General features: G+C 75.1%; 24 protein-coding genes. 8 read left to right on the top strand and 16 right to left on the bottom strand.

Translation table 11 applies throughout. From position 1 onward, the window contains the following. Nucleotides 1–10 precede the first annotated feature (10 nt). From ACI794_RS12465 to ACI794_RS12455, 3 genes are all read right to left on the bottom strand, one after another. Complete coding sequence (locus tag ACI794_RS12465) at nt 11–1,072, bottom strand: threonine aldolase family protein (protein ID WP_456601824.1); 1,062 nt, start codon at nt 1,070–1,072, stop codon at nt 11–13. Next, the gene (locus ACI794_RS12460) at nt 1,065–2,402 is read right to left on the bottom strand and encodes a class II 3-deoxy-7-phosphoheptulonate synthase (protein ID WP_456601823.1); all 1,338 of its coding nucleotides are present in this window, start codon (nt 2,400–2,402) and stop codon (nt 1,065–1,067) included. Before ACI794_RS12460 ends, ACI794_RS12465 begins: the two co-directional genes overlap by 8 nt. A 69-nt stretch (nt 2,403–2,471) precedes the next feature. After that, nucleotides 2,472–3,500, bottom strand: a complete 1,029-nt coding sequence (locus ACI794_RS12455) for a 6-phosphofructokinase (protein ID WP_456601822.1) — start codon at nt 3,498–3,500, stop codon at nt 2,472–2,474. 253 nt (nt 3,501–3,753) lie between these two features. Here ACI794_RS12455 and ACI794_RS12450 point away from each other — a divergent pair, with 253 nt between their 5' ends. Then, nucleotides 3,754–5,904: a methyl-accepting chemotaxis protein gene (locus tag ACI794_RS12450; RefSeq protein ID WP_456601821.1), complete on the top strand. Its 2,151-nt coding sequence runs from the start codon at nt 3,754–3,756 to the stop codon at nt 5,902–5,904. Nucleotides 5,905–5,945: 41 nt separating this feature from the next. Here ACI794_RS12450 and ACI794_RS12445 read toward each other — a convergent pair whose 3' ends face one another. From ACI794_RS12445 to ACI794_RS12420, 6 genes are all read right to left on the bottom strand, one after another. Further along, the gene (locus tag ACI794_RS12445) at nt 5,946–6,521 is read right to left on the bottom strand and encodes a hypothetical protein (RefSeq protein WP_456601820.1); all 576 of its coding nucleotides are present in this window, start codon (nt 6,519–6,521) and stop codon (nt 5,946–5,948) included. Between the two features lie 114 nt (nt 6,522–6,635). Next, the gene (locus ACI794_RS12440) at nt 6,636–6,926 is read right to left on the bottom strand and encodes a GlsB/YeaQ/YmgE family stress response membrane protein (RefSeq protein ID WP_456601819.1); all 291 of its coding nucleotides are present in this window, start codon (nt 6,924–6,926) and stop codon (nt 6,636–6,638) included. Beyond that, nucleotides 6,926–7,342, bottom strand: coding sequence for an STAS domain-containing protein (locus ACI794_RS12435; RefSeq protein ID WP_456601818.1), 417 nt, complete (start codon nt 7,340–7,342; stop codon nt 6,926–6,928). The genes ACI794_RS12440 and ACI794_RS12435 overlap by 1 nt, the downstream gene beginning before the upstream one ends. A 100-nt stretch (nt 7,343–7,442) precedes the next feature. Continuing rightward, a complete protein-coding gene (locus ACI794_RS12430) occupies nt 7,443–8,684 on the bottom strand; it encodes a PucR family transcriptional regulator (protein ID WP_456616517.1) in 1,242 nt (413 codons plus the stop codon). After that, nucleotides 8,654–9,139 carry a polyadenylate-specific 3'-exoribonuclease AS gene (locus ACI794_RS12425; RefSeq protein WP_456580947.1) on the bottom strand — a complete coding sequence of 162 codons (486 nt, stop codon included), beginning with the start codon at nt 9,137–9,139 and terminating at the stop codon, nt 8,654–8,656. Before ACI794_RS12425 ends, ACI794_RS12430 begins: the two co-directional genes overlap by 31 nt. Before the next feature lie 41 nt (nt 9,140–9,180). Then, a complete protein-coding gene (locus ACI794_RS12420) occupies nt 9,181–10,083 on the bottom strand; it encodes an SDR family oxidoreductase (protein ID WP_456601816.1) in 903 nt (300 codons plus the stop codon). A gap of 102 nt (nt 10,084–10,185) precedes the next feature. Between ACI794_RS12420 and ACI794_RS12415 the strand changes: the two genes are divergently transcribed. The 3 genes from ACI794_RS12415 to ACI794_RS12405 are packed head-to-tail and all read left to right on the top strand — an operon-like array spanning nt 10,186 to nt 13,284. Continuing rightward, on the top strand, nt 10,186–11,718 hold the full coding sequence (locus tag ACI794_RS12415) for a flavin-containing monooxygenase (RefSeq protein ID WP_456616516.1): 1,533 nt from the start codon (nt 10,186–10,188) through the stop codon (nt 11,716–11,718). After that, on the top strand, nt 11,715–12,671 hold the full coding sequence (locus ACI794_RS12410) for an alpha/beta fold hydrolase (protein ID WP_456616515.1): 957 nt from the start codon (nt 11,715–11,717) through the stop codon (nt 12,669–12,671). Before ACI794_RS12415 ends, ACI794_RS12410 begins: the two co-directional genes overlap by 4 nt. A 16-nt stretch (nt 12,672–12,687) precedes the next feature. Next, nucleotides 12,688–13,284: a TetR/AcrR family transcriptional regulator gene (locus tag ACI794_RS12405; RefSeq protein WP_456601813.1), complete on the top strand. Its 597-nt coding sequence runs from the start codon at nt 12,688–12,690 to the stop codon at nt 13,282–13,284. Here ACI794_RS12405 and ACI794_RS12400 read toward each other — a convergent pair. Continuing rightward, nucleotides 13,281–14,042: a lysophospholipid acyltransferase family protein gene (locus ACI794_RS12400; protein WP_456601812.1), complete on the bottom strand. Its 762-nt coding sequence runs from the start codon at nt 14,040–14,042 to the stop codon at nt 13,281–13,283. The genes ACI794_RS12405 and ACI794_RS12400 overlap by 4 nt on opposite strands. A gap of 108 nt (nt 14,043–14,150) precedes the next feature. Here ACI794_RS12400 and ACI794_RS12395 point away from each other — a divergent pair, with 108 nt between their 5' ends. Genes ACI794_RS12395 through ACI794_RS12385 form a run of 3 tightly spaced genes read left to right on the top strand, consistent with a single transcriptional unit; the run spans nt 14,151 to nt 16,889 of the window. Beyond that, a complete protein-coding gene (locus ACI794_RS12395) occupies nt 14,151–14,969 on the top strand; it encodes an alpha/beta hydrolase (protein ID WP_456601811.1) in 819 nt (272 codons plus the stop codon). Next, a complete protein-coding gene (locus tag ACI794_RS12390) occupies nt 14,966–15,646 on the top strand; it encodes a hypothetical protein (protein ID WP_456601810.1) in 681 nt (226 codons plus the stop codon). Before ACI794_RS12395 ends, ACI794_RS12390 begins: the two co-directional genes overlap by 4 nt. A gap of 1 nt (nt 15,647) precedes the next feature. Continuing rightward, nucleotides 15,648–16,889 carry an ornithine cyclodeaminase, nickel-pincer nucleotide-dependent gene (locus tag ACI794_RS12385; RefSeq protein ID WP_456601809.1) on the top strand — a complete coding sequence of 414 codons (1,242 nt, stop codon included), beginning with the start codon at nt 15,648–15,650 and terminating at the stop codon, nt 16,887–16,889. 105 nt (nt 16,890–16,994) lie between these two features. Here the strand turns inward: ACI794_RS12385 and ACI794_RS12380 are convergent, their stop codons facing one another. From ACI794_RS12380 to ACI794_RS12365, 4 genes are read right to left on the bottom strand one after another with little or no spacing between them, the layout of a single operon-like run. Next, nucleotides 16,995–17,984 (bottom strand): ROK family glucokinase, encoded by a 990-nt coding sequence (locus tag ACI794_RS12380; protein WP_456601808.1) that lies wholly within the window; start codon nt 17,982–17,984, stop codon nt 16,995–16,997. Beyond that, a complete protein-coding gene (locus tag ACI794_RS12375; protein ID WP_456601807.1) occupies nt 17,981–18,304 on the bottom strand; it encodes a hypothetical protein in 324 nt (107 codons plus the stop codon). The genes ACI794_RS12380 and ACI794_RS12375 overlap by 4 nt, the downstream gene beginning before the upstream one ends. Continuing rightward, nucleotides 18,301–19,449 carry an ArsA-related P-loop ATPase gene (locus ACI794_RS12370; protein WP_456616514.1) on the bottom strand — a complete coding sequence of 383 codons (1,149 nt, stop codon included), beginning with the start codon at nt 19,447–19,449 and terminating at the stop codon, nt 18,301–18,303. Before ACI794_RS12370 ends, ACI794_RS12375 begins: the two co-directional genes overlap by 4 nt. A 6-nt stretch (nt 19,450–19,455) precedes the next feature. Then, complete coding sequence (locus ACI794_RS12365; RefSeq protein ID WP_456580959.1) at nt 19,456–19,887, bottom strand: SRPBCC family protein; 432 nt, start codon at nt 19,885–19,887, stop codon at nt 19,456–19,458. Between the two features lie 158 nt (nt 19,888–20,045). Between ACI794_RS12365 and ACI794_RS12360 the strand changes: the two genes are divergently transcribed. Further along, nucleotides 20,046–21,839, top strand: coding sequence for an AMP-dependent synthetase/ligase (locus ACI794_RS12360; RefSeq protein ID WP_456601805.1), 1,794 nt, complete (start codon nt 20,046–20,048; stop codon nt 21,837–21,839). Nucleotides 21,840–21,906: 67 nt separating this feature from the next. Here the strand turns inward: ACI794_RS12360 and ACI794_RS12355 are convergent, their stop codons facing one another. Both ACI794_RS12355 and ACI794_RS12350 read right to left on the bottom strand, forming a co-directional pair. Continuing rightward, entirely contained in the window at nt 21,907–23,028 is a 1,122-nt protein-coding gene (locus ACI794_RS12355) for a glycosyltransferase family 4 protein (RefSeq protein ID WP_456603543.1), read from the bottom strand. Next, nucleotides 23,025–24,290 (bottom strand): M48 family metallopeptidase, encoded by a 1,266-nt coding sequence (locus ACI794_RS12350; RefSeq protein ID WP_456616513.1) that lies wholly within the window; start codon nt 24,288–24,290, stop codon nt 23,025–23,027. The genes ACI794_RS12355 and ACI794_RS12350 overlap by 4 nt, the downstream gene beginning before the upstream one ends. Nucleotides 24,291–24,315: the final 25 nt, after the last annotated feature.

Below are 24,315 nucleotides of genomic sequence, written 5' to 3'. Positions count from 1 at the left end.
CGGAGGCCCGCTAGCGGTCGAGCAGCTCGGCGAGGACGTCGGCGGCGCGCTCGACGGCGGCCCGGTCGACGTCCAGGTGGGTGACGAGCCGGACCCTGCGGGCGCTGACCTGGCTGACCAGCACGCCCTCGGCCTTCGCCGCCTCGGCGAGCATCGGCGCCTCGACGTCGTCCAGCACCACCATGTTGGTCTCCACCGACGCCGGGTCGACGCCGAGCCGCTTGGCCAGGAGTTGGGCGTGGTCGTGGTCCTCCCGCAGCCGGGGCAGGTGGTGGTCGAGCGCGTAGGTGCAGGCGGCCGCCAGGACGCCGACCTGCCGCATGCCGCCGCCGAGGCGCTTGCGCCAGAGCCGCGCGGTCGCGATCCGCTCCGCCGACGCCACCAGCACCGAGCCGACGGGCGTCCCGAGGCCCTTGGAGAAGCAGACCGACGCGGTGTCGGCCAGCCCGCCGTAGGTGGACAGCGGCACCCCGGACGCCACGTGCGCGTTCCAGATCCGCGCCCCGTCGAGGTGCACCGCCACACCCGCCGACCGCGACCAGTCCCAGAGCTCCTGCAGCTGGTCCAGCGGCTGCACGAGCCCGCCGCCGCGGTTGTGCGTGTTCTCCACGGCGATCGCCGCGGTGGCCGTGAGGTGCCAGTTGTCCTGCGGCCGGACCTGCTCGACGAGCTGCCGGGCGTCCAGTCGCCCGCCGGCCGACACCACGGTGCGCGTGGAGATCCCGAAGATCGCCGCCGCGGCGCCCATCTCGTAGGTGACGACGTGGGCGTCGGCGTCGCAGAGGACCTCCTGCCCGGGCTCGCAGACCAGACGCATCCCGATCTGGTTGCCCATGGTCCCGCTGGGCACGAACAGCGCGGCCTCGTGCCCGAACAGCTCCGCCACCCGCTCCTCGAGCGCGGTGACCGACGGGTCCTCGACGTAGACGTCGTCGCCGACCTCGGCCTCGGCCATCGCCCGCCGCATGCCCGGGGTCGGCCTCGTGACCGTGTCCGACCGGAGGTCTACGGCCCCCTGCAGGGCCCCGCCGCGAGCCTGCGAGCGGTGGGGGGCAGGGAGTTCTTCAGCCACGCAGCATCTCCGCGACCAGGAACGCCAGCTCCAGGGACTGCCCGGTGTTCAGCCGCGGGTCGCACGCCGTCTCGTACCGGCTGTCGAGGTCCTCGTCGCTGATCTCCATCGCGCCGCCCAGGCACTCGGTGACGTCCTCACCGGTGAGCTCGACGTGGATGCCCCCGGGCCAGGTGCCCAGCGCCCGGTGCACGTCGAAGAAGCCGAGCACCTCGTCGACGACGCGGTCGAAGTGGCGGGTCTTGTAGCCGGTCGGCGACTCGTGGGTGTTGCCGTGCATCGGGTCGCACTGCCACACCACCCGGTGGCCGCTCGCGGTCACCTTCTCCACGATGCCCGGGAGGACGTCGCGGATCTTGCCGTTGCCCATGCGGCTGATCAGCGTCAGCTTGCCGGGGATGCCGTCGGGGTCCAGGCGCTCGACGAGTTCGGTGGCCTGCTCGGGCGTCGTCGTCGGGCCGATCTTCACGCCGATCGGGTTGGCCAGCTTGGAGACGAACTCGATGTGCGCGCCGTCCATCTGCCGGGTGCGCTCGCCGACCCAGACGAAGTGCGCGCTCAAGGCGTACGGGCGGCCCTCGTGCATGCGGAGCAGCGCCCGCTCGTAGTCGAGGATCAGGGCCTCGTGCGAGTTGAACAGCTCCACCCCGCGCAGGGCGTCGGAGTCGATGCCGCAGGCGCGCATGAACGCCAGCGCCCGGTCGATCTCGCGGGCGATGACCTCGTACCGCACGCCGGCCGGCGAGTTGGCCACGAAGTCGCGGTTCCAGTCGTGCACGGCGTGCAGATCGGCCAGGCCGCCGCGGGCGTAGGCCCGGATCATGTTCATGGCGGCGGCGGAGTTGGCGTAGGCCCGCACCAGCCGGTTCGGGTCGGGGATCCGCTTCTCGAGGACCGGCTCCAGCGAGTTCACCATGTCGCCGCGGTAGGACGGCAGGCCGAGGGCGTCGGTGTCCGACGAGCGCGGCTTGGCGTACTGGCCGGCCACCCGGCCCACCTTGACGACGGGCACGCTCGCCCCGTAGGTGAGGACGACGGCCATCTGCAGCATCGTGCGCGTGGTGGCCTGCAGGTGCGGCTCGGTGTTGAGGTCGAAGGTCTCCGCGCAGTCGCCGCCCTGGAGCAGGAACGCCTTGCCCTGGGCGACGTCGGCCAGCTGCGCGCGCAGCGTGTCGACCTCGCTCGGGGCGACGATCGGCGGGACGGTGGACAGGGTCTCCAGCACGGCGTCCAGGGCCGCGCGGTCGGGCCACCGCGGCTGCTGGGCGGCGGGCAGCTCCCGCCACCGGTCCAGACCGGGTACCAGCTCGGCAGGTTCGGGGAGGCTCACGCCCCCGAGAGTACGGCGGACACCCGCTGCCACCAGAGGCCGTGTCGCCGGTTCCGCACTTCGGGGGTCTCAGCCGAAGAAGACCTCGGCCTCCGCGTACCGCTCGGCGGGCACCAGCTTGAGCTGCGCGGTCGCCTCGCCCAGCGAGACGCGGACGATGTCCGTGCCCCGCAGGGCCACCATGACCCCGGTCTCCCCCGCGTGCACCGCCGACACCGCGGCCAGGCCGAACCGCGTCGCGAGCACCCGGTCGAACGGCGACGGGGTGCCGCCGCGCTGGACGTGCCCGAGGACGACGGCGCGGGCCTCCCGCCCGGTCCGCTCCTCGAGCAGCGCGGCCAGCGCCGGGCCCACCCCGCCCAGGCGCACGTGGCCGAAGGCGTCCTTCTCCCCCGTGGCGACCACCATGCCGCCGTCCTTGGGCTGCGCCCCCTCCGAGACGACGATGATCGGCGAGTAGCCCGAGTCGAACCGGTGCCGCACGTGGTCGAGGACCGCCTCCACGTCGAAGGGGTGCTCGGGGATGAGGATCACCGTGGCCCCACCGGCCATGCCGGCGTGCAGCGCGATCCACCCGGCGTGCCGGCCCATCACCTCGACGACCAGGGCGCGGTGGTGGCTGTCGCCGGTGGTGTGCAGCCGGTCGATGGCCTCCATCGCGACGCCGACGGCGGTGTCGAACCCGAAGGTGTAGTCGGTGGCGTCGAGGTCGTTGTCGATGGTCTTGGGCACGCCCACCACGCGCACCCGCCCGGTCGCGGCCAGGCGGGCGGCGACGCCGAGGGTGTCCTCCCCGCCGATGGGCACGAGGGCGTCGACCCCGGAGCGCCGCAGCGTGTCCAGCACCCGCTCGGGACCGCCCTCGACGGCGTAGGGGTTGGTGCGGGACGTGCCCAGGATGGTTCCACCCCGCGGCAGCAGGCCGCGGACCGACGCCAGGTCCAGCGGGACGCCGTCGTCCTCCAGCAGGCCGCGCCAGCCGTCCCGGAAGCCGATCACCTCGTCGCCGAGCTCGCCGACGCCCTTGCGCACGACCGCACGGATCACCGCGTTGAGGCCGGGGCAGTCACCGCCGCCGGTCAGGATGCCGATGCGCATGCGTCCCTCCGCGGAACCGGCCGGGCGGCACCCGGGTGTGCCGCCCATGATGCCGCAGGTCACCGCCCCGTCCAGCCTTTCGGGCACCGCCGTCGTCCCCGGCTGCGGCGGGTGGCCGGATCGCGCCCCACCCGGTCACCCGCAGGTCACGATCCGTCCCACCCCGCCCGCTCCGGTACCGGGCCGGCCGTTACCTGCCGAGACAGCTCCTGGCAGCGACACCGGGTCGCTGCCGTGACCCGGAAGGCCGACGATGCGCTGGACCTCCCTCCCCGCCTGGACGACGCCGTCCGGCTGGGGCATCCGCACCAAGGTGGTGGCGCTGGCGGTGGCCAGCGTGGCCGTGACCGGGGTGGCCATGGGTGGCGTGAGCGCCTGGCAGAGCAGCCGCTTCGCCGACGACGCCGCCCGTGACATGGACGCGCTCGTCGAGGAGGACATCAGCCGCGCGGCCCGCGGGACCTACGACGTCGTCGCCACCCAGGGCGCCTCGACCGCCGCCAAGGTCGACTCGGACCTGGCCACCGCCCGATACGTCCTGCAGCAGTCCGGCGGCTTCGCCGTCGACGACTCCGGCCGCGGGCTGGTCGCCTGGGACGCCAAGAACCAGATGAACGGCGAGGTCACCCCCGTCGCCCTGCCCCGCGTGCTGGTCGGGGGGCAATGGCTGGGGAAGAACAGCGACGCCGCCGTCCCCACCCCGGTGGTCGACACCATCAAGGAGATGGTCGGCGCCACCGTCACGATCTTCCAGAAGACGCCCTCCGGCGACTTCCTGCGGGTGGCGACGAACGTCCAGACCGCCACCGGCACGCGCGCCATCGGCACCTACATCCCGGCGGTGAACCCCGACGGCAAGCCCAACCCGGTCGCGGCGGCGGTCAGCGGCGGGCAGACCTACCGCGGCAACGCCTTCGTCGTCGACTCCTGGCTGGTGTCGGCCTACGAGCCGATCCTCGGGCCCGCGGGCGACGTGGTCGGGGTGCTCTACGTCGGGGTGAAGCAGGAGAACCTGCCCGCGCTCCGCGAGGGGCTGCAGGCCACCACCATCGGCGAGAACGGCCACGTCGAGGTCTACGGCGGCACCGGCGACCGCGCCGGCACGGTCCTGATCAGCCCCGACGGCAGCCGCGACGGCGAACAGCTGCTCGACGCCACGGACGCCGACGGCGTCCCCTACGTGCGGCAGATCGTCGACGCCGCGCTGCCGCTCCAGGACGGCGAGCAGGCGACCGTCCGCTACGACGACCCCGAGGCCGGCCCGACCACCGTCCGGGTGTCCTACTACGCCCCCTGGGACTGGGTCATCGCCACCGTCGCGCGCGACGCCGACTTCGCCGGCGCCGAGGAGTCCCTGGAGTCCGGTCGCTCGTCGATGGTGTGGGCCATGGTCGTCGCCGCCCTGGTGATCGCCGTGCTGGGCGGGGTGCTCGCCCGGTGGGTCGGCCACCGGCTGACCCGGCCGCTGACCCACCTGCGCGACCGGATGGCCGAGATCGCCGACGGGGAGGGCGACCTGACCCAGCGGATGGACGACTCCCGCGACGACGAGGTCGGGCAGCTCTCCGGCGCCTTCAACCGCTTCGTCGACAAGGTCGCCGGCACGGTGCGCGACATCCACCGCTGCGCGCAGGAGGTCGCCGCCTCCGCGGCCGGGGTGTCCGCGGTGGCCGACGGCCTGGCCCAGCGGGCCGCCCGCAGCCGCGACCAGGCCCAGGGGGCGCACGGCGTGGCGTCGGAGATCAGCAGCAGCGTCTCCTCCGCCGCGGCCGGCGCCGAGGAGATGGGCGCCTCGATCACCGAGATCGCCCGCAGCGCCGCCGAGGCCGCGGAGGTCGGCCGTCAGGCGGCCGCGCTCGCCGAGCAGACCGAGACGACGATCGCCGCGCTCGGCGCCAGCTCCGCGGAGATCGGTGACGTCGTGAAGGTGATCTCGGGCGTGGCCGAGCAGACCAACCTGCTGGCCCTCAACGCCACCATCGAGGCGGCGCGCGCCGGTGACGCGGGCAAGGGCTTCGCCGTCGTGGCCAACGAGGTCAAGGACCTCGCCCAGGAGGCGGCCAAGGCCAGCGAGGAGATCGCCCAGCGGGTGCAGGGCATCCAGTCCGAGACGACCGAGGCGGTGCGGTCGATCTCGCGGATCGCCGACGTCGTCCGGGCGATCAACGACCACCAGACGACGATCGCCAGCGCGGTCGAGGAGCAGACGGCGACCACCCGGGAGCTCAGCCGCAGCGTCGCCACCGCGGCCGAGGGCGCCGGCGCCGTCACCACCACGCTCACCTCGGTGAGCCGCGACGCCGACGACAGCGCCACCGACGTCGAGCGGGCCCGTTCCGCGGCGCGGGAGCTCGACGGGCTCTCCAAGGAGCTCAACCGGCTGCTCGCGGCCTTCACCGTCTGATCCGGCGCCCGCGCCGCCGAGGCCACCGGGTGGGCCTCCGATCAGCCGGCTCCGTCGCGGTCGGCCCTCAGGTAGGGCCGCGGCGACCGGCCTCCCGCGGCCACCCACGCCGCGACCCCGTCCGGGTCCCTGCGGCTCAGCTCGTCGAGCAGCAGGGCACGCACCTCGACGACCCGGTCGCGGTGCTGCCCGGACCGGAGGATCTCCTCGGTCTCCACCCACCGGTCGGCCAGTTCGGCCGTGGGGAGCACGGGCAGGACGTCCGCGACCCCGGCGGCCGCGCCGACCTCGACCGCGGGGTCCTCGGCCAGCCGGTCGGCCGCCACCAGGGAGCCGACGACGAGCAGCACGAGCACGACCAACCCGCCCAGGGAGCCCAGGACCGGCAGGGCCGCTCCGAACGGCACGAGCAGGATCCCTGCCCCCGCGGCCCGGACGACGAGCCGGCGGGACGCCGCCTCGCGGGGGAAGCCCCCGTCCGCGAGCGCCAACGTCCCGCCGAGGAGCAGCCCCAGGGTCGGGCCGTGCACGAGCGTCACCTGCCAGGGCGCCACCAGGGCGCCGACGAGCGCCGGGCCCAGCAACGACGCGATCACCAGCACCCGGCTCCAGCGCACCGCCCTCCGCCACAGCGCGCGTCGCCAGGCCGTCGACGGGAGGAGCGCGCCTGCGGACGCCGGGGTCGGTGGCGGTTCCGGCGGGAGCGGCGCGGCCGTGCCCATGACCGTGGATCAGGCCGCGCCGCGTGCGTCCGTGCCGGATCCCCGCCGTGCGGAGATCCGGTTGTAGACGACGAGCACGATCACCGCCCCGATGACCGCCCCGATGATCCCCGCCGGGCCGAAGCCCCGGTCGCGGAAGCCACCGAAGAGCAGACCGAGGAGGAGGCCGCCCACGATCGAGCCGGACACCCCGAGCAGCAGGGTGCCGACCAGGCTCATCGAGTCCTTGCCGGGCACGAGCGCACGAGCGAGGAAGCCGGCGACCAGGCCGACGACGAGCAGCCAGAGCAGGGAGAGCATCAGAACTCCGTCCGGTCGGTGGGGTGGCCCATGAGCCGGAGCAGCCGGCGCACCGGCGGTGACGCGGCCACCAGGACCACGTCACCGTCCAGCGCCGGCGACAGCCCGTGCGAGTTGGCGAAGGTGACCCCGGACAGGTCCAGGGCGAGCACGCCGTCGTGGGTGGAGCGGACGTGGGCCAGCACGGCCTCGAGCAGTTCCCGGCCGACGAGGTCCAGCTCCCCGGAGACCGCGACCACCGGCTGCCGCCCGTCGCGCCGCACCTCCAGGAAGAGCTCCCCCAGGTGCCCGCGCGGGACCGGTCGCTCGTGCGGGGGCACGGCCGGACGTCGCCGGCGCGCCACCACCGGCCGCCGGGGTGGCAGTGCGGCGGAAGGGGCGCGGAAGCGGGGAACCGGGTGGGTGCTCCGTGTCATGCGCCGACGCTAGGCGGGGTGCGCGCCGGCGCGTCAGGTCCCGGCCCGGACGACTACCGGGCGCGGTCCTTGCCGGGACCCGGCAACCCGACCCCTCCTGCTAGGCGGTGCCGAGCGGCGTCGTGGGCCAGTCGAGCAACCGGGCCCCGGTCACCGCGACCATGAGCGCGAGCTGGTCCGCCGGAGCCCCGGGGTCGTAGCCGGTCAGTTCCCGCACGCGCTGCAGGCGGTAGGTCACCGCCCGGACGCTCAGGTGCAGGCGGCGGGCGGCCGACGCCGCGTTGCGCCCGTCCGCGAAGTACGCCTCCACCGTCGCCACGAGCGGCCCTGCCCCGCCGCGGGCCCCGGTGAGCGGTCCGAGCACCGTGCCGACCAGGTCGGAGATGGCCTCCTCGTCCCGTAGCAGGACCCGGTAGACGAGCATGTCCCGCGCATGGACGACGCGATCAGGCAGCCCGAGCCGTTCGGCCACCTCCAGGGCGTCCACCGCCTCCCGGTACGAGCGCGGCACACCGCGCGGACCCGGGTGCGAACGCCCCACCCCGACGCGCCACTCCGGTCGCCGGGTCAGCCGGGCCACGGCCGGGCCGGCGGCCTCCGCCAGCTCCCGGCCGTCGGCCTCCGCCGGGCCGTCCGCGGCGCCGGAGGACAGCACGCTGACCAGGCGGCCGTCCTTGGCGGTGACGAGCACGGCGCGGTCGCCGAACCGCAGCCGCGCCTCGTCCTCGAGCCACCTCGTCAGGGGCATCCCCGAATCGGTCGGCCGGTCGGTGGCCGCCACCGTCACGGTGTGGCTGCCGGTGAGGGCCATACCCAGCCGGGCCGCGCGCTCCACCAGGGAGCCGACCTCCGACCGGCCGGTGAGCAGGTCGTCCACGAACTCGCGCCGGAAGGCCTCCTCCCGGCGGACCACCTCGCGCTGGGCCTCGTCGTGCCCGGCCGCCAGCGCGCCGAGGGCGGTGTCGGCGCCCCGCCACACGGACTCACCCACCGCCACCAGGTCCGACGACCGCGGCGACCGGCCGCGGACGTCCCCGATCAGCTGCGGCAGACGCGACCAGAGCCGGCGCGAGGCGCTCATGTAGAGGTCCACCAGCGCCGGCAACCCGACCCCCCGCCGCGCGGCCTCGGCACCCAGGGACCGGCAGTGCGCCTCCTCGTCCCGGCTGAGGGACCTGCCCTGCACGGCGACGTCGACCAGGGTGGCCAAGTACCCGTCCAGCAGGGCGGGGGGAAGCCCGTGCTCGCGCGCGGCGGCGGCACCGACCTCCGCCACCACCTCGGCCGCCCGGTCCTCGCCGGCGTGCGAGGTCATCCCCCGGCCGACTCGATCGCCCGCCACCGCGCCAGGTTGTACCGGGCGTCGACCAGCGCGTCGTGCGTGCCCTGGGGCTTGGGCGGGAGCGGCGGCTGCCCGCGGTCGTCCCAGCGCTGGCGCAGCTCCCGGGTGAGCCGCGGGATCGGCCGCGGCAGGGCCGGCATCGCGCCCCACAGCTGGCACAGCGCCACGTGGTCGTAGGCGGCGAACCAGGCCCAGAGCTCGATCTCCTCCCCCGGCGCGGTGAGGAAGGAGAGCAGGTCCTCGCGGATGCGCTCCCGGCTGCGCCACGCCCTGTCCGCGGGAGGGGGCAGCTGGTCGAGCACGTTGCGACGCACCCACGGGATCGCCTTGCCCGGGTCGAACTCGGTGCTGACGGCGTAGAACTCGCGCCCGGACTCGTCCACGACGCCGATGGAGACGAGGTCGATGGTGGTGCCGTCCTCGATGAACTCGGTGTCGTAGAAGTAGCGGCGCACGGCGTCCACCGTAGGGGGGCGGCCGGATGCCGGCGCCCCGGCTACGCGGCGCCGGTGGGCCGGTCGCCGACGGAGTGGGACCCGAACTCGCGGCCGTCCAGCGCCGCGATGTCCCGCTCGAGCTGCGGCACACGCTTCGCCGAGACCGCCATCGCCAGCTTCTCGGCCAGGACGCCGGTGACGAGCTGGCGCAGGGCGGCCACGGTGCCGACCGAGCGCGGCACGAACACCCTGCGGCGGCGCGTCTCCAGGTTCTCCACGAGCGCCTCGGCGCACGCCTCCACCGAGGTGTAGGCGCCCAGCGGCCCGGGCAGCCCCCGGCGGGTCGCGGCGAAGGTGGGCAGCGCGGCCTCGGTGTCGCGGACCATGTCGGTGTCGATCCACGTCGGGTGCGCGCTGGCCACGGTGACGCCCCGGTGCGCCACCTCCAGCCGGAGCGCGTCGCCGAAGCGCTCCACACCGGCCTTCGACGCGCAGTACGCGCTCATGCCGGGGAGGACGGTGAACGCCGCGGCGGAGCTGATCAGCAGGACGTGGCCGCGGCGCCGCGCGAGCTCCGGCAGGGCCGCGTGCGCGGTCAGCATCGTGCCGATCAGGTTCACCTCGACGGTGCGGGCCAGCGCGTGGGCGGAGCTGGTCATGACCGTGGTGAGCGGCGCGATGCCCGCGTTGGCGACGACGACGTCCAGCCCGCCGAAGGTGTCCACGGTGCGCCGCACGGCCGCGGCCAGCGCGTCGGCGTCGGTGACGTCGGCCTCCACCCACAGGTGCTCGGGACCCAGCTCGTCGGCGACCCGCGCGAGCTCCTCCGGCTCCAGGCCGACGAGGGCGACCCGCGCGCCCCGGGCGGCCGCCTTGCGGGCGAGCGCGGCGCCGATGCCCCGCGCGGCACCGGTGATCAGGACGGACTTCCCGGCCAGCGGGGTGCGGTGTCGGGACGCCATGGGGCTGCTCCTCAGCTCGTCGCGCTCGTGTTGAGCACTGCTCAACGACTGTTGTAGCTTCCTGACCGTTGCTCAGCAAGCCGACGGAAGGAGCCGACCGAGGTGACCAGCACGATGCGGGCACACGCCACGACCGCCCCTGGTGCCGCGCGCGAGGTGCGGGTGGCGGTCATCGGGTCCGGCTTCGCCGGCCTGGCCATGGGCATCACGCTGCGGCAGCGCGGTGAGACCGACTTCGTCCTCCTGGAGCGGGCCGACGACGTCGGTGGCACCTGGCGCGACAACACCTACCCGGGAGCGGCGTGCGACGTGCAGTCGCACCTGTACAGCTACTCCTTCGCGCCGAACCCGGACTGGCCGCGCTCCTACTCCGAGCAGCCCGAGATCCAGGCCTACCTGCAGGCCACCGCGGACCGCTTCGGCGTGCGGGCGCACTGCGTCTTCGGCGCCGAGGTGACCGCCGCCCGGTGGGACGACGACGCCCGCCGGTGGCTGGTCACCACCACCGCCGGCGAGTTCCGCGCCCAGGTCGTCGTCTCGGCCGCCGGGGCGCTCGCCGACCCCACCTACCCCGACATCCCGGGCCTGGAGACCTTCGAGGGCACTGTCATGCACTCGGCCCGCTGGGACTCATCGCACGACGTCAGCGGCGAGAAGGTCGCGGTCATCGGCACCGGCGCCTCGGCGATCCAGATCGTGCCGGCGATCCAGCCGCAGGTGGAGAGCATCGCGGTCTACCAGCGCACGCCGGCGTGGGTCGTCCCCCGCACCGACCACCCGGTCCGGCCGTGGACCCGCCGGCTGTACCGGCTGGTCCCCGGCCTGCAGCGCGCCGTCCGCGGGGTGCTGTACGCCCTGCGCGAGTTCCTCGTCATCGGCATGGCCAAGCGGCGGGCGTTCCTGAAGCCCGTCGGCCGGCTCGCGAAGGCGCACCTCGAGCGGCAGGTCCGGGACCCGAGGCTGCGCGCGGCGCTGACGCCGGACTACACCATCGGCTGCAAGCGGATCCTCATCAGCAACGACTACTTCCCCGCGGTCTGCGCCCCCAACGCCGAGCTGGTGACCGCCGGCATCGCCGAGATCCGGCCGCGCTCGATCGTGACCCGCGACGGGGTCGAGCGCCCCACCGACACCCTCGTGCTGGCCACCGGCTTCCACGTCACCGACCTGCCGATCGCGGAGCGGATCCGCGGCCGCGACGGCCGGTCCCTCGCCGAGGTGTGGGCCGACGGCATGGTGAGCAACCGCAGCACCACCGTCGCCGGCTTCCCCAACCTGTTCCTGCTGGTCGGCCCGAACGTCGGCGTCGGGCACACGTCGATGGTCTACATGATCGAGTCGCAGGTGGCCTACGTCGACGACGCGCTGCGCACCATGGCGGCCGAGGACCTCGCCGTCCTGGAGACCACGCCGCAGGCCCAGGAGGCCTACCGCGACCTCATCGCGCGGAAGTCCCGCGGCACGGTGTGGCTCGGCGGCGGTTGCGCCAGCTGGTACCTGGACCGGCACGGGCACAACACCACGCTCTGGCCCGACTTCACCTTCCGGTTCCGCAGCCTCACCAAGGAGCTGGACCGGGAGAACTACGTCGGCGTACCGGCCGGGGCGCCCGTCCGCGAGGAGGAGGCGGCGTGACCGGCACGCCCACCCGCACCGTCCGCCGGCGCACCGCGGCGGTCGCGACCGACGACGGCGCCCGCCTGCACGCCACCGTCGAGGGCGCCGACGAGGCGCCGGTGACCCTCGTCCTCGCCCACGGCTGGACGCTGTCGCAGGTCGCCTGGGACGACGTCGCCGGGCTGCTGGCCGACCCGGTGGCCGACGGCGCGCTGCGGCTGGTGCGCTACGACCAGCGCGGGCACGGCCGCTCCACGTGGCCGCCGCCCACCCGCCCGACGACGCCCGTCTCCCTCGACCGGCTGGGTGCCGACCTGGCCGAGGTGCTCGACCAGCTGGTGCCCACCGGGCCCGTCGTCCTGGGCGGGCACTCCATGGGCGGCATGACGATCATGTGCCTGGCGGCCGCCCGGCCCGAGCTGTTCGGCGGCCGGGTGCGCGGCGTCGCGCTGGTGTCGACGTCGGCGGGCGACCTCGCCTCCGACCCGCGGTCGGCGGGCGGGCGCATGGCCAAGGTGCGCCCCGGCGTGCTGGCCGCGGCCCTCGCCGGGGCCGGCCTGCTCGAGCGGCTGCGCGACCTCCTGCCGCCGACCCACCCGCGGCACCGGACGATGGTCCGCGACCTGCTCTACGGCGCCGACGCCACCGACGAGATGGTCCTGGAGGGCGCGCGGATCATGCACGCGTCCACGGTGCGGTCCTTCGTCGAGTTCCTGCCCGCCCTGGGCGATCACGACAAGCGGACGGAGCTCGGGGCGCTCGCACGGGTCCCGGTCGAGATCTTCGTCGGCGACAGCGACAAGCTGACGCCCGAGCGGCACAGCGCCCAGCTCGCCGAGGCGCTGCCCGCGGCGCGCCTGCACCGGGCCGCGCGCACCGGGCACATGCTGCCGCAGGAACGGCCCGGCCTCGTCGTCGACGGGCTGTTGCGGCTCGTGGCCGGCGCCGTCGGTGACCGGGACCGGGCGTGACGCGGGGCGCGGCGGCGTGACGGCCACCCCGGAGGGGACGGGGCGGGGCCGCCGGTCGGCGGGCGACCGGCGGGCGCAGCTCGTGCAGATCGGCCTGGAGCTGCTGCCCACCACCCCGGTGCAGGAGCTGACCATCGACGAGGTGGCCCGCCGAGCGGGGATCAGCCGCAGCCTGCTGTTCCACTACTTCCCCAGCAAGCGCGACTACTACGCCGCCGTCACCCGGGCGGCGGCGGAGCTGCTCTGGACGCACCTGCTGCCGCGGCCCGGCTCGGCCGACGAGGGCACCGGCGCGAGCGCCGTCGACGGGATGCTCGACCGCTACGTCGGCTGGGTGGAGACCTTCCGGGAGACCCACCTGGCGTTCGTGCGCGGCGCCGCGGGAGGCGACCCCTGGGTGGCGGAGGTGTACGCGGAGACCCGCGACCGGCTGGTGGAGGTCGGGCTGCGGACCCTCGGGCTGCCGGACGACGCTCGCCGCCGCCAGCTCGTGCTCGCCTTCTTCGCCTTCACCGAGGACCTCGTCGCCCAGTGGGTCGTGGAGCCGACGATGCCCCGCGCCGAGCTCCTGGCGCTGCTGCGCGAGGTCCTCGACCGGCTCCTGCCGCGCTAGCCGGCGAGCGTCGTCGGGGCGCGGTCGGCGACCTCGGTGACCGGCGGCTGCAGGGTGGCGACGACCTCGACGGCGCTGGCCCCCGTGGCGTCCATCGACTTCTTCACCGTGGCGCCGTAGACGTCGACGTACTCCTGGCCCGACAGCGTCATGATCTCGTACATGATCTCGTCGGTGATCGACCGCTCCACGAAGCGGTCACCGGCCAGGCCCTCGTAGCGGCTGAAGTCCAGGGGCTTCCCGATCCGGACCCGCACCTGGGTGAGCTTCTTGCCGAAGGGCAGCCGCCGGCTGCCGTAGACCATCGCCACCGGGACGACGGGCGCCCCCGTCTCCAACGCCATGCGGGCGACGCCGATCTTGCCGCGGTAGAGGCGCCCGTCCGGCGAGCGGGTGCCCTCGGGGTAGATGCCCAGCAGCTTCCCGTCGCGCAGGATGCGGATGCCGGTCCGGATGGCGCCCTCGGCGGCCGAGGCGCTCGACCGGTCGATCGGCACCTGCCCGGCACCGGTGAAGAAGGCCCGCTGGAGGAAGCCCTTCACGCCCGTGCCGGTGAAGTACTCCGCCTTGGCCAGGAACGTGACCCGCCGCTTCAGCTGCAGCGGCATGAAGATCCAGTCGGCCGCGGACAGGTGGTTGCTCGCGAGGATGGCGGCGCCCGTCGCGGGCACGTGCTCGATGCCTTCCACCTTCGGGCGGAAGAGGGCCCGTGCCGGCGGGCCGATGGCGACGAACTTGAGGAACCAGTAGAACAACACGCCTCCCTCGGGGACTGCCAGACTAGGGAGCCTGGGGCCCCGATCACAATCCGGGCCCGCCGTGACCCAGCAGACACCGGCGCGACGCCGGATGCCAGGAGGAGCACCGTGCCCGGACCGACCCCCGCACCCGAGGTCATGCCCGGCGCCGAGCCGTTCGCCTTCCCCGGCGGCGACGGGCCGGAGGGCCGCACCGGGGTGCTCCTCGTCCACGGGTTCACGGGGACGCCGATGAGCATGCGGCCGTGGGGCGAGCACCTGGCGGCCGAGGGCTTCGCCGTCCGGTGCCCGCTGCTGCCCGGCCACGGCACCCGCTGGCAGGACTGCAACGCCAGCACCCACGACCAGTGGACCGCGACGGTCGAGGCGGCCTTCGACGAGCTGGCCGCCGGCTGCGACCGGGTCTTCGTCGCCGGTCTCTCCATGGGGGGCACGCTCGCGACGCGGCTGGCGCAGGTGCGGCCCGACGACGTCGCCGGGCTCCTGCTGGTGAACCCGGCCCTGCTCACCCGGAGATGGGACGCCAAGCTGCTGCCGCTGCTGGCCCGGGTCACCCCCAGCTGGGCGCCGATCGCCAGCGACATCAAGAAGCCCGGGGTGACCGAGCTGGCCTACCCCCGGCTGCCGATCCGGGCCATGATGCAGCTGCGCGGCCTCTGGGCCGCCACCCGCGCCGACCTGGCCCGGGTCACGGCGCCGGTCATCGTCTTCCGCAGCACCGAGGACCACGTCGTGGAACCGGTCAACAGCACCATCCTGCTCGCCGGGGTGGCGAGCGAGGACACCACCGAGGTCGTCCTGGAGGACAGCTACCACGTGGCCACCCTGGACAACGACGCCCCGCTGATCTTCCGCCGGTCGGCGGAGTGGATCCGCGCCCGCGTGCCCGCCGGTGAGCCCGACGCCCCGTCGGGCGGGCGACGGTGACCGACCGCCGCGGCCGGGGACGCCGCGACAACGGCCTGGACGCCGTCCTCTGGAGCCCGCTGCGCGACGTCGACCCGCGGGTGGGCGAGCACCTGCTCGACCTGCTCGAGGCCGCCGGCATCGCCGCCTACCTGGAGCCCGCCGCCGACGTCGGCCCCTACACCCGGTCGGTCGTCCTGCCCAGCCCGCCCTCGGACCGGCTCTTCGTCGACCGGGCGCGGCAGGTCGAGGCGCGCGGTCTGGTCGAGCAGCACGCCGACGACCACCCCGCCGAGCCGCGGGTCCTGCGCCGCCCGGCCGGGCGCGACCTGGACGAGGACGCCGAGTGGCGGCGCATCGTGGCCGCGTTCGAGGCCGAGCACGGCCGCCCCGTCGTCGAGGGCCTCCCGTCGGACGCGCCACCGCCGGCGCCCCACGAGGTGCCCGTGCTCGACCGGCCCGACGAGCACTACGAGCCGCCGGTACCGCCGCCGCTGCCGGTCCCGGCGCCCGCGGCGCTGTACGCCGTGCTGCTGGTCGCCGCGGGCATCCTGCTCATCGGCGTCCCCTCGATCATCGGCCTGTCGGCCGACGCCGGGCTCGTGCTCGGCGTCGGGGTGGTGGCCGGCGGGGTGGCCCTGCTGGTCTCCCGCATGCGCGACCGCTCGGACGACGGCGACGACGGGGCGGTGGTCTGAGATGGCCAGTTCCACCGCCCCGGCCACCGCGACGGTCACCGTGACCGGCCACCTGATGGACACCGGCATCCTCGGCCGCGTGCTGGACGACGTCCTCGAGTACGGCGGGGACTACCGGATAGCCGACCTGGACCTCGGGCGCGAGCACGCCGACGAGTCGACCGCGCTGATCGAGATCCGGGCGGACTCCGCCGAGCGGCTGGACCGCATCCTCATGCGGGTGCAGGTGCACGGCGCCAACCCGGTGGACCCGGGCACCGCCACCACCCGCCCGGCGCCGGCCGACGGGGTCTTCCCCGACGACTTCTACTCCACGACCAACCTGGAGACGCTGGTCCGGCTGGACGGCGAGTGGCTGCGGGTGCGCAACCCCGAGATGGACTGCGGCCTCGTGGTCACCACCGAGGAGGACGGCACCGTGGTCCGCACCGTCCCGGTCAGCGACGTGCGCGCCGGCGACGCCGTCGTCTGCGGTGCCCACGGCGTGCGGGTCGAGCTCCCGGCGCAGGCCGCCCGGGGCACGGAGGACGAGTTCGGCTTCATGTCCTCGGCGGTCTCCAGCGAGAAGCCGCAGGCGCTGCTGGTCCGGCAGATCGCCGAGCGCATGCGCGAGGTCAAGGCCGCCGGCCAGCGGGTGCTCTGGGTGGGCGGCCCGGCGGTGGTGCACACCGGCGCCTCCCCGGCGATGGTGCGGCTGGTCCGGGCCGGCTACGTCGACGTCCTCTTCGCCGGCAACGCCCTGGCCACGCACGACATCGAGTCGGCGCTCTTCGGCACCTCGCTCGGCGTCGACCTCGCCAAGGGCTCGGGGGTGCCGCACGGCCACGAGCACCACATCCGGGCGATCAACACCATCCGGGCGGCCGGCTCGATCCGGGCCGCCGTCGACTCCGGCGTCCTCACCGGCGGCGTCATGCACGCGATGGTGGAGGCCGGCAAGCCGTTCGTGCTGGTCGGCTCGGTGCGTGACGACGGGCCGCTGCCCGACGTGCACACGGACGTCATCGAGGGTCAGCGGGCGATGCGCGCCGAGCTCCAGGACGTCGGGTTCGCGATCATGGTGGCCACGATGCTGCACTCCATCGCGACCGGGAACATCCTGCCGGCGTCGATCCCGCTGGTGTGCGTCGACATCAACCCGGCGACGGTGACGAAGCTGGCCGACCGCGGCAGCGCCCAGGCCATGGGCATCGTCACCGACATCGGCCTGTTCCTCGAGCAGCTGGCCCGCGAGCTGTGTTGATCGTCGGCCTGCCGGCGGACACCGCGGCCACGAGCCGTCCCCACCTGCCCTGAGCCGCTGCGTCGCCCCTGCGCGGACCCCTCCGGGGCCCGCTCGGGGCGACCGTCAGTGCTCCCCCTCGGCGACGGCCTTCCTGACCAGGTCGGCCGCGCCCACGATCCCGGCCTGGGCGCCGAGCGCGGCCGCGACGACGCGCGGGCCCGGCCGGAAGCCGCGGCCGGGCAGCGCGCGCTCCAGCCGCTCGCGGGCCGGGCGCAGCACCATCTCGCCGAGCACGCTGACCCCACCGCCGATCACCACCACCTCGGGGTCGAGCACGGCGGCGAGGTCGGCGATCCCCTGCCCCAGCCAGTGGCCGACCTCGGTGACCAGTTCCAGGGCGAGCGGGTCGCCGTCGTACGCGGCCCGGGCCACGTGCTCGCCGGTGAGGCGGTCGGGTTCGCCGTCGACCCGCTCCAGCAGCACGGCGGCGGCGGCCGGCGAGGTGCGGGCCACCTCGCGCGCCGTCTGGCCCAGCGCCGTCCCGCTGGCGTACTGCTCCCAGCAGCCGCGGTTGCCGCAGGCGCACAGCCGGCCGTCGGGGACGACGCGCATGTGCCCCCACTCCCCCGCGACGCCGTGCGATCCGCGCCGCAGCCGCCCGTCGAGCACGATCCCCCCGCCGATGCCGGTGCCCAGGGTGATCATCAGGGCGAGGTCCGCACCGCGGGCGGCGCCGTAGCGGTACTCGGCCCAGGCCGCGGCGTCGGCGTCGTTGCCCACCCACAGGGGCCGCTGCAGCCGCGCGGCCAGGTCCTTGCGCAGGGTCGAGTTGCGCCAGGCCAGGTGCGGGCTGAACAGCACGGTGTCCCCGGTGCGGTCGAACCACCCGGCGGCGCCCACCCCGACGCCGACGATCGCGCCCGCGTGCCCGTCGGCGAGCTCCTCGACGACGGCGGCGATCGCGTCCTCGGTGTCGCCGACGGAGGCACCCGGCGTCGCCCGGCGGGCGGTGGCCACGATCGCGCCGTCGGGGGCCACCAGGCCACCGGCCACCTTGGTCCCGCCGATGTCGATGCCGAGCGCCGGAAGGGCCGTCACCTGCGGCCCGGTCACGCGATGTCGATCCGCTGGACGACGGGCTCCTCGGCCTGCTCCGCGGGCTGCGGATCCGGGTCCGGGGCGGTGCTCCCGGCGCCCGGCTGCTCCGCGAACGTGCGCAGCGCGGCGGCCGCGGTGGTGAGGACGTCGGCCAGCGCCGCGGTCACCTCGGGGCGCTCACCGCGCAGCACGGCCGCCACCTGGCACACAGGGCACCAGCGGCAGTCGTCGCCGCCGTGCTCGCCCGTGGCGGGGTCGGGGGACCGCTCGGCCCCCGCGCGCACGGCGTCGAGCAGACGGCGGGCCTGGTCGGTCCAGTCGGCACCGGTGGTCATCTGGTCCTCTCCTCGGCCGCCAGGAGGTCGGCCGGCCACTGCTGCGGATCCGGGCGGAAGCTGATCTCGAGCCGCGCGTCGGCGGTGGCGGGGGCGAGCAGCCTCCCGCCGGTCACCTCGCACCGGCGCAGCAACGAGTCCAGGCGCAGCGAACGACGATCCTCCCCCACGGTGACCACGAGGTCATCGCCCCACCGGGTCAACCCCACATCCGGGCGGTCGGCGAAGGGCAGCGGCACGTCCAGCCGCCACCCGCCCTCGCCCCGGCGTGGGGCCGGTCGCACCGGCGCGCGGGTGTGGGCCAACTCCACCCCGGCCAGCAGCCCTTCGGCGTCGGCGACATCCGCCGGCGCCGCGGGGAGCTCGGCCACCTCGTGCACCGGGGCCACCTCCGTCAGCCCGGCCCGCGCTCGGTCCTGCTCGGCGGCGCGCGCGCTCCACCACTCCCCCACGCCCCCCGCCGGGAGCACGCGGGCCAGCACGGCGGCGACCCCGAGCCCGTGCAAGCCGAGGACGGTCGCCGCGTGCCGCGCCACCGGGACGGCGGACCGGTGGGCCCCGGTGGTCAGCCAGACCGCGGTCGCCGTGGGGTCGGCAAGCCGGTCCCGGGCGAGCAGCCGCTCGACGGCCGGCAGCGCGGCCAGCAGAGCATCCAGCGGACCGGGGCGGACGGCGCCGGCCGCCACCGACGCGGTCCGCACGGCGGCCAGCGCGCGCGCCATCGGCGGCAGCGCCTGGTCCAGCCACCAGCGCAGCGACCCCGGCAGGCCGGCGAGCGCCAGGCCGTCCCGCAGGGGTCCGGCGTCCACCACCACCAGGTCGGCGTCGGCCGAGCCGAGCGCCGCCAGCAGCGCGAGCTCCCCCGCGCCGGGGACCGGCACGACCGAGCTCGCCGGCGGCAGGTCCAGGTGCGGGAGCAGCGGGCCGAGCGACCCGGCGTGGGCGCCCCACAGCTCCTCGAGCGCCCGGCGGCCGTCCACCCACCGGGTGCGCAGGCCCGGGACGTCGCCGAGGCCGGTCACCGGCGCCGGCTGGCGGGAGAGCAGGAGGGTGCGCCGGCCCTCACGGGCGGCGCGCACGGCCGCGGCCGCGGCCACCGTCGACGAGCCCGCCCCGCCGGGGCCGGTGACCAGCAGGGTGCGCACGGCGGCTCAGCCCTCGACGCGCTTCTTGAGCTCCTTGAGCGCGGTGTCGAGGATGACCTTCTCGGCCTTCCGCTTGATCATGCCGAGCATCGGGATCGAGAGGTCGATGGTGATCGAGTAGGTGACCTCGGTCCGGCCGTCCTTCTCGACGAGGGTGTACGAGCCCTCCTGCCGCTTCTGCATCTGACCCTTCACCAGGGTCCAGGAGACGCGGCGGTCGTCGTCCCACGTGTACTCGAGGACGTAGTCGTCCTTGACCGCCCCGGCGTCGAGCACGAAGTGCACCCGGCGGGCCCGCCCGTCCTCGCCGGTCTCGAGCACCTCCACCTTCTTGGCGGCGGAGACCCACTGCGGGTACGAGGGGAAGTCGGCGATCACCGCCATGACCTCGGCCGCAGGCGCCTCGACGACGATCGACTGGGTGGACTGGTCGGCCATGGGCAGCAGGCTAGCCGTTCGGGTGCCGGCCGGGCCCGCGCACCACGGCACTCGGCTACTGCCCGGTAGCACCAGCCGCTAGATTGACCCGGACGTCCCCGCACCGGGGCCGCGGGGCGACGGTGCCCGGCGGGCGGTCGGGGAGGAGAGGACCGGGCGTGCGCGAGTTCAGCGTTCCAGCAACGCACGAGGTGGGCCCCGACGAGGCCCTCACCGACATGCTGGCGGCCAACGTCGCCGAGCACGGGGACGAGGTAGGCCTCCGGCGCCGGGTGGACGGTCGCTGGACCGACGTCACGTGGCGGCAGTTCGGCGAGGAGGTCCGCGGCGTCGCCAAGGGGCTGATCGCCGCGGGGGTGGCCGCCGGTGACCGCGTCGCGCTGCAGGCGAAGACGCGCTACGAGTGGACCGTCCTCGACTACGCCATCTGGACCGCCGGCGCCGTCGTCGTGCCGATCTACGAGACCTCCAGCGCCGACCAGGTCGCCTGGATCCTCTCCGACTCCGGAGCCACGGTCGCCGTCGTCGAGCGCGACGAGCACGCCGCCGCCATCGAGTCGGTCCGCGACCAGGCCCCCGAGCTGAAGGCCGTCTTCGTCATCGAGGACGGCGCGGTGGAGCAGCTGACCGCCTCCGGCTCCGACGTGCCCGACAGCGAGCTCGACGCCCGCCGCGCCACGCTCGGCGCCGACAGCCTGGCCACGCTGATCTACACCAGCGGCACCACCGGCCGACCCAAGGGCTGCGAGCTGACGCACGGCAACTTCCTGTTCGAGATCGGCAACGGCATCACGCTGCTCGAGCGGTTCATGAACGTGCAGGGCTCGCTGCTGCTGTTCATCCCGCTGGCCCACGTCCTCGCCCGCGTCCTGCAGGTCGGCGCCGTCAAGAACCGCACCGTCATCGGCCACACGCCCGATGTGAAGAACCTCGTCGAGGACCTCGGCGAGTTCAAGCCCACCTTCGTGCTCGCCGTCCCCCGCGTGTTCGAGAAGGTGTTCAACAGCGCCAAGGCCAAGGCCGAGGGCGACGGCAAGGGCAAGATCTTCGACAAGGCCGCACAGGTGGCCATCGACTGGTCGCGGGCCCAGGACACCGGCGGCCCGGGGCTGGGGCTGCGCGCGCAGCACGCCCTGTTCGACAAGCTCGTCTACGGCAAGCTGCGGGCCGCTCTGGGCGGGCGCTGCCTGGGCGCCATCTCCGGCGGCGCCCCCCTGGGCGAGCGGCTCGGCCACTTCTTCCGCGGCATCGGCGTGACCGTCTTCGAGGGCTACGGCCTCACCGAGACCACCGCGGCGGCCTCGGTGAACCACGACGGGGCGATCCGGATCGGCACCGTCGGCCGCCCGCTGCCGGGCGTCGCCTTCTCGGTGGCCGAGGACGGCGAGCTGCTCATCCGCGGCGGCATCGTCATGCGCGGCTACTGGAGGAACGAGGACGCCACCCGGGAGGCCATCGACCCCGACGGCTGGTTCCGCACCGGCGACCTCGGCGAGATCGACGACCAGGGCTTCGTCCGGATCACCGGCCGCAAGAAGGAGATCCTGGTGACCGCGGGCGGCAAGAACGTCGCCCCCGCCGTGCTCGAGGACCGGCTGCGGGCCCACCGCCTGGTGAGCCAGTGCATCGTCGTGGGCGACCAGCGGCCCTACATCGCCGCCCTGGTGACGCTCGACGAGGAGGCCCTGCCGCAGTGGCTGGAGTCCAAGGGCAAGGACACCGGCCTCACGGCCGCGCAGCTGCGTGAGGACCCCGACGTGCTCGCCGAGCTCGAGGCCGCGGTGGCGGAGGCCAACAAGGCGGTCTCCCAGGCCGAGGCGATCAAGAGGTTCACGGTGCTGGCGACCGACTTCACCGAGGACAACGGGATGCTCACGCCGAGCCTCAAGCTCAAGCGGAACGTCGTCATGAAGGAGTTCGGCTCGGACGTCGAGGCGCTCTACTCCCGGTAAGGACTCCCTCGCCCCCCACCGCTCGCAGGCTCGCGGCGGGCCCCTGCGAGGGGGCCCGCCGCGAGCGTCAGGGATCCAGGAGGTCGGCGAAGGTCGCGGCGATCGACGTCCACGACCAGCGCTGCTCGACCCAGGCGCGGCCGGCCGCGCCCATCGCGCGGGCCCGCGCCGGGTCGTCGAGCAGGCCCGACAGCGCCTCCGCCACCGCCCCGGGCGAGCGGGGGTCCACGACGTGCCCGGTGACGCCGTCCCGCACCGCCTCCGGCGCCCCGCCCGACGTGCCCGCCACGACCGGGCGCCCGCAGGCGGCGGCCTCGAGGAAGACCATGCCCAGGCCCTCGACGTCCAGCCCGCCGCGCCGGGTGCGGCAGGGCATGGCGAAGACGTCGCCGGCGGCGTAGTGCGCGGGCAGCTCCGCGTGGTCCACCGGGCCGGCGAGGACGACGGAGCCCTGCAGCCCGCGGGCCTCGATCGCGCGGCGGAGCTTCCCCTCGTCCGGCCCGCCGCCGACCAGCAGCAGCCGGGCCTCCGGGTGGCGGGCGAGCACCCGCGGCCACCCCGCGACGAGCACGTCCTGCCCCTTGCGGGCGACCAGCCGGGAGACGCAGACCACCACCGGCGCGTCCCCCAGGCCGTGCCGCTCGCGCACCGGCGTCCCGTCCACCTCCGGCGTGAACCGGGCGACGTCCACCCCCGGGGAGAGCTGGGCCAGCCGGGTCCGCCCCCCGAGCGGTGGCGCGAGCCGGTCCCGCGTGTACTCGCTGATGTAGGTGAGGACGTCGAGCCCGGCGGCGATCCGCTGCATCAGCTGCCGGCTCCCCGGCAGGGCCACCCACCCCGTCTCGTGGCCGTGCGTGGCGCCCACCAGGTGCCGGACCCCGGCGGCGCGGAGCGTGGGCGCGAGCAGCCCCAGCGGCGCCGCGGCGCCGAAGAAGGCGGTGTCGCAGCCGTAGCGCCCTACCAGGTCCACGGCGACGCGGGCCGTCGCCCGGGTCGGCAGCAGCATGCCGGTCGGGCGGCGCACCACCGGGTACGGCAGCCCCGCGTCGTGCCCCGCCGAGCCCGGGGCGTCCGACGCGAGCACCACGAGGGAGTCCGGCGGTCGCCGCTCCAGCAGCGCGGCGACGAAGGTCTGGATGCCGCCCTGCCGGGGCGGGAAGTCGTTGGTGACGACGAGCGTGCGGCTCACGAACCCTCCAGGCGGGCCCAGTCCTGAGCCATCGCGATCCGCTCCGCGGTGGTGGGGTGGCTGCCGAAGAACCAGTGCCAGGCCGCCGGAGGATCGGGGTCGCCGAGGTTGGTCGCGGCGAGCCGACGCTGCATGTCGATGAACGCCTCCGGGTCGCGGGTGAGCTCGAGGGCGTGCACGTCGGCGCGCTGCTCGATCTGCCGGGACACCAAGTTCTGCACCGGTGTGCCGAGCAGGCCGCCGACGGCGACGAGGAACAGCAGCAGCGGCACGACCCGCGGGTCACCGGGCCGCTCGGCCCCGGCCCGGCGCAGCAGCGGTGCCCAGGTCAGCAGCCAGCCGAGCAGCGCGGTCGCCGCGCCCGCACCCAGCGCCCCCATGAGCGTGCCGGTCAGGACGTCGTCGGCCGCGACGTGCCCCAGTTCGTGGGCGACGATCGACTCGATCTCCGCGTCGGGCAGCTCCCCGAGGAGCGTGTCGTAGACCACGATGCGCCGGGTGGACCCGAAGCCGGAGACGTAGGCGTTGAGCGCCGTCGTCCGCCGGGACGCGTCGGAGACCAGCACGTCCTGCACCGGGGTGCCGTTCTGCTCCGCGAGCGCCAGGAGGTCGCTGCGCAGCTCCCCCGCCGGCAGGGGATCGAAGGTGCTGAACGCCGGCTCGATGACCACCGGGTACAGGAACGAGCCGGCGACCACCAGGCCGGAGACGGCCGCCCCCGCCCACGCCCACCACGTGCGCGGGGCCCGGCGAACCAGCCAGAGGAACGCCAGCACCACGACCACGGTCAACGCCACGCTGATCGCCAGGGAGACCGCGACGTCGCGCAGCCAGAGCCACCACCCGCGGGTGGAGAGGCCGTAGCGGGTGCGCACCGACTCGGCGTAGGCCGAGAGCGGCAGGGTGGCCAGGCGCCCCAGCAGCAGGAGGACCGGCACCCCCACCAGCACCTGGACGAACCACCGGTCGCCCACCCGCGCCGCGACGGCCTGCATCAATCGGGCGCCCAGCGGGGTCAGGCCGAGCACCGCCGACACCCCCAGGCTCAGCAGCAGGGAGACCAGCGACGCCGGCCGCAGCGCGGCCGCGAACGCCTCGGCGCGCTCGATCCGGGCCGGGTCGAGGCCGGCGGTGGGGTCGGGCTCGGTGTAGCCGCCGGGCGGCTCCGGCAGGACGGTCCACGGGGTGCGGACGGCGATCACGACGACGACGGCGATCCCGAGGAGGGCCGCGGCCACCAGGGCGGCCCGGCGAACGCTCACCCGGCCGATCCTAGTGAGCCGACGC

This window comes from Blastococcus sp. SYSU DS0541 (genome assembly GCF_054050875.1).
The sequence above is the reverse complement of the archived record's forward strand: the minus strand, read 5'-3'. Positions and strand labels throughout refer to the sequence as shown.

Coding starts and splice junctions, on each gene's coding strand:
- ACI794_RS12455 (WP_456601822.1), bottom strand. CDS start 3,500: ATGCGCATCGGCATCCTGACCGGCGGCGGTGACTGCCCCGGCCTCAAC.
- ACI794_RS12450 (WP_456601821.1), top strand. CDS start 3,754: ATGCGCTGGACCTCCCTCCCCGCCTGGACGACGCCGTCCGGCTGGGGC.
- ACI794_RS12440 (WP_456601819.1), bottom strand. CDS start 6,926: ATGCTCTCCCTGCTCTGGCTGCTCGTCGTCGGCCTGGTCGCCGGCTTC.
- ACI794_RS12435 (WP_456601818.1), bottom strand. CDS start 7,342: ATGACACGGAGCACCCACCCGGTTCCCCGCTTCCGCGCCCCTTCCGCC.
- ACI794_RS12420 (WP_456601816.1), bottom strand. CDS start 10,083: ATGGCGTCCCGACACCGCACCCCGCTGGCCGGGAAGTCCGTCCTGATC.
- ACI794_RS12385 (WP_456601809.1), top strand. CDS start 15,648: ATGGCCAGTTCCACCGCCCCGGCCACCGCGACGGTCACCGTGACCGGC.
- ACI794_RS12375 (WP_456601807.1), bottom strand. CDS start 18,304: ATGACCACCGGTGCCGACTGGACCGACCAGGCCCGCCGTCTGCTCGAC.
- ACI794_RS12365 (WP_456580959.1), bottom strand. CDS start 19,887: ATGGCCGACCAGTCCACCCAGTCGATCGTCGTCGAGGCGCCTGCGGCC.